This window comes from bacterium, assembly GCA_029210545.1.
In the GTDB taxonomy this organism is placed as follows: Bacteria; BMS3Abin14; BMS3Abin14; order BMS3Abin14; family BMS3Abin14; genus JARGFV01.
In genome coordinates this window covers 1-6,801 of the sequence record JARGFV010000125.1, presented here as the reverse complement: position 1 = coordinate 6,801, position 6,801 = coordinate 1, and the positions used below count along the sequence as shown (strand labels likewise).

The following is a 6,801-nucleotide window of genomic DNA, read 5'->3' as shown; positions in this document are numbered from 1 at the left end:
TAAGGAAAGGGAAAACGACGCTTTTCCCTTTCCGTGGAGCGAAAAGTCCCGGATTGGACTTTTTGCGACCCTATCATGGTTGAGGGTTGAGGAAGTAATGCATAAGCCGCTTTTGTTCTCAATTCTCAATTCCTTGTATTTCATTATAACTCTGCATCCTGCACTTTGTACTCTGCACTCATCCCTGGAGATCTCATGTTAGGCATTGGAATGCAGGAAATCATCATCATCCTCGTCGTCGCCCTCATCGTCATCGGGCCCAAGAAGCTTCCCGACCTGGCCCGGACACTGGGCAAGGGGCTCGCCGAGTTCAAGAAGGCGGCCGACGACCTCCAGTCCACAGTCCGTGTGGACCTGGAGCGCGACAAGCATGAGCAGTTCCGCAAAAAGTACCCCGACCTGGTCCCGGAAGAGGAAGACGACCAGGGCGGGCCTTCCGGGGACAAAACCACCCCCCCTGTGACCGGGGACGAAAAAACCGCATCGGCATCCGCCGAAACCGCACCCGAAGCCGAGTCCGGGATCTCGTACAACCTGGAGGAGATCGAAGGCGGCGGCGAGACCCCGGACGATTCCACCGACGAACCCGGGAATGTCTGAAAACCGGCTCCCCTTCACAGTCCACCTCGAGGAACTGCGCAAGCGGCTCATCGTGAGCGCCATTGCGGTGGGTGTGGGCTTTTTGGTCTGTTACGCCTTCAAGGACCGGATCTTCGAATTCGTCGCCATCCCTCTCATCGCGTCGCTGCCGGAAAACAACTCGTGGATGATCTTTACAGGGGTGACCGAGGCGTTTTTCACCTACCTCAAGGTCTCGCTCCTGGCAGGCGTTTTTCTCTCCCTGCCGATCCTCTTCTACCAGTTCTGGGCCTTCATCGCTCCGGGGCTGCACGCCCAGGAGCGAAGGACGGTTGTTCCCTTCGTCATCTTTTCCACCCTGTTCTTCATCACGGGAGCCAGCTTCGGCTACTTTGTCGTCTTCCCCTTCGGGTTCAAGTTCCTGCTCGGATTTGCCACCGACGTCATCCGTCCCTTCCCCTCGCTCAAGGAGTACCTCTCCTTCGCCACCAAGCTCCTGCTGGCCTTCGGTTTCGTCTTCGAGATGCCGCTTATCACCTATTTCCTTGCGCGCATAGGCCTCCTGACCCACCAGATGCTGACAAAGAACCGGCGCTATTTCATCGTGGTCGCTTTCATCGGGGCCGCCGTACTGACACCCCCTGACGTCGTCACCCAGCTTTTCATGGCAGGCCCCCTGATCATCCTTTTCGAGATCAGCGTGGTCGTGGCCCGGATTTTCGGCAGGAAACCCCTCACGGATACCTCGGGAGAGTTGACCGATGAAGAAGAACCTGGGTCAACTGCTGATTGAAAAAGGTCTGGTGACCGAGAAGATCCTGGCTGAAGGCCTCCAGCGCCAGGTCATCTTCGGCGGCCGCCTCGGGACCAACCTCCTGGAGATGGGAGCGATCACCGAAGACGCTCTCATGAAGCTTCTCGCCCTTCAGTTCAACGTCGCCTACGCCGAGCCGCAGCACTTCGAAAAGATCCCCAGGCCCGTCCTGGACTCGGTCCCCAAGAAGCTCCTCGAAATGTACCGCATCGTGCCCATCGCCCTCGACGGGAAGCGTATCACCCTGGCCATGACCGACCCCCACAAGCTGGACATCGTTGACGAGGTAGCGTTCCAGACCAACATGATCATCCAGCCGGTCATCGCCAGCGAGCTGCGCATCGTCCAGGCGCTGGAGAAGTACTACAGCATAAGGCGCGAAGCCCGGTACATCGCCGTCAGCCAGGATGTGGCCGCCGAACAGAAACGGATGTCGGCCTCCGGGCAGGCGCCGGCCCCGGTTCCGGCAGTACCGGATTCCGCGGAAGCGGAGTTTGCGGAAGCGGAGCTGGTGGAGGCGGAGCTGGTTGAACTCGTGGAGCTCACCGAAGAGGACATGGAGCCCTTCGACCCCCTCGACATCACCGGGATCAACGACGCGTTTTTCGGCATCCACAACAGGGACGATGTCGCCCAGACCCTCATCAGGGCCGGCCTGAGGTTCATGGATGACGCCTTCCTGTTCATCATCAAGGGAGACGAGGCGCTGGGTTGGATGTCCGGGGGATCGGCCAAACCGGTGGTCGATTTCGGGAGCATGGCCCTGCCGGTGAACTTCCAGAACGTCCTGTTCAACATCCGGGAATCGAGGACCCTGGAGCGGTTCCGGGGAGTGGACCTTTTCGAGAGCAACCCCTGGCTCAAGGAACTCAGCATGAAAGTGCCCGGGGAGGTGGTGATCTGCCCCCTGCTGCTTAAAAAGCACACCGTTTCGGTCATCGTCGGGTTCAAGTTCACCTCCGGCATCACCGAGGAAGAGGCCGCCTTCCTCGTCCGGGTCATGCAGAAGGCCTCGGTGGCTTTCGAGATCCTGATATTGAAGAGCCGGATATTGATGCTGTAAAATTCAGGAAGTGGAAAGGGGAAGCCCAAGGCCCTGAGTCACGTCCACGGCGCGATCGAAGGGGTGGAAGGTGGAATCAGGCCTTTGTTCTTCACTCTTTATCCTTCGCCCAGGATCGTTCCAGACACTAGACCCAAGACACCAGACACTATATTTCTCCTTCCTTTTCCGTAACTTACCTAGTATAAGGGTGTACTGCGTTTACATATTTTCTCCGAGCCGAACCGCCTGCAGGGGCCGATCGAAATGCCCACGGCGGCCGGCCGATGGGTCCGGCTGGAAACGGCCCGGCCTCCCGTTTCTTGGAAAGGAGACCTGAAAAACAGGCCCTTTCCGTGGCCTGTTTTTTCAGTTATGAGGGAAAGAATCACACTGATGTTTTTCTCCGGCACACCGACACCCCGCCTGTTACGCCAAAGGCGTGATCACACCGTTACTGTAACGGGCTGACCTGACCACCAACAAGGCAGAACACATGACAACTCGAGAAAATACAGTGCTGGCTGACGGGAAGGGCAGGCCAGTCCGCTACATGCGCGTCTCGGTCACCGACCGGTGCAACCTGCGCTGCCGCTACTGTGCGCCGAGGGCCGGTTTCGCGGCCCTGAACCACAGCGACATCATTTCCTACGAGGAGATCGGCCGCCTGGCCGGGATCCTGTCGCGTCGCGGTGTTACAAGCGTCCGCATCACCGGCGGGGAACCCCTGGTGCGCAAGCACCTGGATTCCCTCATCACCATCTTGTCCGGGATCCCCGGGATCTCCGACATCAGCCTTACCACCAATGGACTCCTCCTGGCGGAGATGGCTCCGGACCTTCGCCGGGCGGGCCTGTCCCGGGTGAACGTGAGCCTGGACACTCTCAGGGACGACCGGTTCAAGTGGGTGACCGATCCCAACGGCAACGGCCACGGAGGGGGGGTCCAGACGGTGCTCAAGGGGCTGGAAAAAGCCAGGGAGGAAGGCCTGGATCCCGTCAAGATAAACGTGGTCCTCATGCGGGGGTTCAACGACGACGAGCTGGAAGCGTTTTCCGAGCTTACGCGGGAGCAGGATTGCGAAGTCCGGTTCATCGAGTTCATGCCCATGGGCCCCGACGGTTTCTGGGGGCTGGAAAAGGTGATGAGCGCCGCCGAGGCCATCGCCCGCCTGGAGACGGTCCACGGTTCACTGGAGCGCATGGGCAAGGGGAGGGGATCCGGTCCGGCAGTGCGCTATCGCATCCCCGGACACGAAGGGACCGTTGGATTCATCACCCCCATCTCCGAACACTTCTGTGTCAACTGCAACCGCATCCGCATCACCGCCGACGGTCACCTGCGCACATGCCTGTTTTCCGATAACGAGACCGACCTTCTCACACCCCTGCGGTCAGCGGCCTCGGACGAGGAGATCCTTTCCCTCATCGGGGGGGCACTGTCGCGAAAACCTGAGGGTCACGGGATGGCGGGGGGGAAGGTCGTGCGGGCGTGTGCCAGGACGATGAGCCATATTGGCGGGTAACGTAATCGTTTGTGCGTAAAGCGTGCATGCGTGTGTGCGTAAAAACATCACAACCTTCACCTCTGCTATCCTGCTCTGTCGCACGTACGCACCTACGCTCCACGGACGCACGTGCACTTCTCAGGCTGCACCGATCACCTTTAACAGCCTGAGAAGTCTTCCCGGAACCGGCTCGATCGCCCTTTCCGGGCAGATCTCCTGGCAGCAGAAGCAGCTGATGCAAAGGTCGCGGTCAACGATGCCGCCCCCCTTTTCCATGGCGTGGAGGGTGATGGCGTTAACCGGACAGATCCCGGCGCACTCCCCGCAGGTAGTGCACCTTTCAGGGTCCAGTGCCGGATAGGAGTTAAGGGAAGTCTTGAGGCGCCGTTTGGCCCACGGGGGAAGCTTGTAGTCCACCCTGGAAGCGCTGCCGGGAAGCGCGAAATCACGTTTCACCTCGCCGACCTGCCTGCCGTGAACCTGCACTTCGCCTGGCCGGCTCCCCTTAAGCTCCCTTTGCCGGGCGCGGTAGATGATCGGATGACGTTCGGGGCCCACACCGGCGATCTCACCGGCGACCTGGTCCAGGGCAAGGGCTGAAGGTGACGCGATGACGAGCCCGAGGTGGAACGGGTCGCCTGAGCCCGGGCCGTTGCCCTCCATGGCGGTGATCCCGTCCAGGATGGAAAGCTCCGGGGGCAGTGCGCGCCACAGGTCCAGGAGCATGTCGGCGAACCGGGCGTGTTCGTCAGCCTGGAGATGCCACCCCGGCTTGGCCGCGCCCACAACGGTACCGAACATGTTCTTCACCGCCAGGGTCAGGGTCATCATCCCGTGGGTCTTGAACTTGGGCAGGTTGATGATCCGGTCGAACCCGAGGGCCTCTTCGGCCAGCAGGATGGATTTGTAGACCCCGCCTTCCGGAACAGGGACCTGGACCGGGGTCCTGAACGGCACGAGCCCGATCCCGAGCTCCTCCACCACCTCCATAACTCCCGATCTTTTCAGGACGCCGGTGAGAGAACCCACCCCCGGGCTGTCGCCCAGGAACACTCTCCCCCCGGCTTCCATGACCTCCTGCGTTACAGCCCTGACAACCTGCGGGTGGGTACAGACGGCCTTTTCAGGGGGTCGGGGAGCCAGGAAGTTGGGCTTGAGGAGCACTCGATCACCGGGGGAAACGAAGGCACTCATTCCCCCAAGGGGATCGAGTGCCCTGTTGAGAGCATCCTTTACTTTTTCCGGCTCATAACTCTTACAACGTTCAATAGCTACGGGAATTTTATTTGATGTCATGGTGAATTAGCTCCGGGATGCTCTCAACGACACGGGGATGCGGGGATGGGGAGACACGGGGGAAAGGCACTGTTTCGTTGGTTCGTTTTATCTCCGTTTCACCGTTTCGCCGATTCACCGTTTCATGGGTCCGGAATTTGACCTACAAAATTTCCAGGTCCCTGGGAAATTTTGTCAAATTCCGGACCGACCCGTCCGGCATACACGCCACCACGTCCTCCACCCGGACACCCCCGATCCGGCGGTCGTAAAGGCCCGGCTCCACGGTAACCACGTCCCCGGGTCCGAAGATATCCCCCGTCACCGAAACCGAGGGGGTCTCGTGGACCTCGAGACCCAGCCCGTGGCCGGTCCCGTGGAGGAATCCCCGCCGGGGCGTTTTTCCCCCTGCGGGGACCCCGTATCCCCTCCTGCGGAACACGTCGCACACAGCCTTGTGGACGTCGTCGAGGGCGACTCCCGCCCCCAGGACGTGAAGGGCGGCATCCTGGGCCTCGCACACCGCCCGGTGCATCTCCCGGACCGTCGCGGACGCCCGGCCCACCACGAAGGTCCGGGACATGTCCGAATGGTACCGTGTCTCCCGGGACCTTGGAAAGATGTCGATGACGATGGGGACCCCGGCCCTGACGGGCCCCTCGCCCCGCCAGTGGGGCCGGGCGCCTCCCCGTCCGGGGGCGGCGATGGTGTCGGCAGTCTCAAGGCCCCTTTCGAGGAGGTGGATCTCGATGAGGGCGCGAAGGCGTTCGGCCGTGAGGTGACGGCCTTCGAAGATCAGCACCCCGGCTCGAACCGGGCATCCTGCCAGGAGGGACCGCGCCATCTCCATGGCGGATTCACACCCCCGCTGAACCTGCTGGATGGCCCGGATCTGTCCCCCCGTCTTTTTCCGCCGACGGACAGCCAGGCTTTTCCCGTCCACCTCGATGCCGATGTTCTCCTTGCTCAGCTCCCTGGCAAGGCCCAGGGGAAAGCCCGGGAGGACCCTGACGTGTTCGGCGCCGTTGCCGCGGATGAACCCGGCCAGGCCCTGGACCAGGTTCTGTCCCTTGCGGCGGCGCAGGGCGATCACCCGCTCACCCGTCGACTCGGTCCGGGCCCTCTCCTCCTCCATGGGGGAGACCGCCAGGACGACCTTCCCCCTGCCCAGCTCGAGGACAGCGAAAGGGTCCGGGCACAGGAAACCGGACAGGTAGAACTGGTCGGCGTCGTTATAAGATTCAGCGAAATGGAAGAGGGGTGGCACGCTCATCCGATTATAGTAACCGACCTTACCGACGAGCTACAACAACGGAATCGAGAAGGTCACAAAGTGACACGAAGGAAGACGAAATTCCACATCAGGAAGCAATCCCGGGTCCTGTAAAAGCGATAAGGGCAGCCTCTCGCAGAGACCGCCTTTGACTTTCTCCGTGACTCTGTGGCTCCCTGTGGTCAGGCTTGGGAGCGGCCGTCCCTGCGATAATCATATAAGTGGGCACCACCGGTTATAATCAGGTTAATTAGCCACATCACTTTTGGTTTCTTAACCCTAAACAGGAGGTGCCCAATGCAAGTGTATGC

At 60.8% G+C, this 6,801-nt stretch carries 6 protein-coding genes and 1 riboswitch; of the genes, 4 read left to right on the top strand and 2 right to left on the bottom strand.

Annotated elements, in window-relative coordinates; translation table 11 throughout:
* Window positions 1-195: 195 nt before the first annotated feature.
* The 4 genes from tatA to moaA all read left to right on the top strand — a co-directional run bounded on the left by tatA (window position 196) and on the right by moaA (window position 3,960).
* Window positions 196-600 carry a twin-arginine translocase TatA/TatE family subunit gene (gene tatA, locus P1S46_10755; protein ID MDF1536958.1) on the top strand — a complete coding sequence of 135 codons (405 nt, stop codon included), beginning with the start codon at window positions 196-198 and terminating at the stop codon, window positions 598-600.
* Window positions 593-1,372, top strand: a complete 780-nt coding sequence (tatC, locus tag P1S46_10750; GenBank protein ID MDF1536957.1) for a twin-arginine translocase subunit TatC — start codon at window positions 593-595, stop codon at window positions 1,370-1,372. Before tatA ends, tatC begins: the two co-directional genes overlap by 8 nt.
* Window positions 1,341-2,456: a hypothetical protein gene (locus P1S46_10745; protein ID MDF1536956.1), complete on the top strand. Its 1,116-nt coding sequence runs from the start codon at window positions 1,341-1,343 to the stop codon at window positions 2,454-2,456. Before tatC ends, P1S46_10745 begins: the two co-directional genes overlap by 32 nt.
* Window positions 2,457-2,656: 200 nt before the next feature.
* A riboswitch (molybdenum cofactor riboswitch) is annotated at window positions 2,657-2,785 on the top strand.
* A 146-nt stretch (window positions 2,786-2,931) separates the two neighbouring features.
* On the top strand, window positions 2,932-3,960 hold the full coding sequence (moaA, locus tag P1S46_10740) for a GTP 3',8-cyclase MoaA (protein MDF1536955.1): 1,029 nt from the start codon (window positions 2,932-2,934) through the stop codon (window positions 3,958-3,960).
* Window positions 3,961-4,080: 120 nt separating this feature from the next.
* On the opposite strand, the gene P1S46_10735 is transcribed toward moaA, so the two are convergent.
* Together P1S46_10735 and P1S46_10730 are read right to left on the bottom strand one after the other, a co-directional pair.
* Complete coding sequence (locus tag P1S46_10735; GenBank protein MDF1536954.1) at window positions 4,081-5,238, bottom strand: DUF362 domain-containing protein; 1,158 nt, start codon at window positions 5,236-5,238, stop codon at window positions 4,081-4,083.
* A gap of 142 nt (window positions 5,239-5,380) precedes the next feature.
* On the bottom strand, window positions 5,381-6,490 hold the full coding sequence (locus tag P1S46_10730; protein MDF1536953.1) for a Xaa-Pro peptidase family protein: 1,110 nt from the start codon (window positions 6,488-6,490) through the stop codon (window positions 5,381-5,383).
* Window positions 6,491-6,801: the final 311 nt, after the last annotated feature.

Coding starts and splice junctions, on each gene's coding strand:
- tatA (MDF1536958.1), top strand. CDS start 196: ATGTTAGGCATTGGAATGCAGGAAATCATCATCATCCTCGTCGTCGCC.
- tatC (MDF1536957.1), top strand. CDS start 593: ATGTCTGAAAACCGGCTCCCCTTCACAGTCCACCTCGAGGAACTGCGC.
- P1S46_10745 (MDF1536956.1), top strand. CDS start 1,341: ATGAAGAAGAACCTGGGTCAACTGCTGATTGAAAAAGGTCTGGTGACC.
- moaA (MDF1536955.1), top strand. CDS start 2,932: ATGACAACTCGAGAAAATACAGTGCTGGCTGACGGGAAGGGCAGGCCA.
- P1S46_10735 (MDF1536954.1), bottom strand. CDS start 5,238: ATGACATCAAATAAAATTCCCGTAGCTATTGAACGTTGTAAGAGTTAT.
- P1S46_10730 (MDF1536953.1), bottom strand. CDS start 6,490: ATGAGCGTGCCACCCCTCTTCCATTTCGCTGAATCTTATAACGACGCC.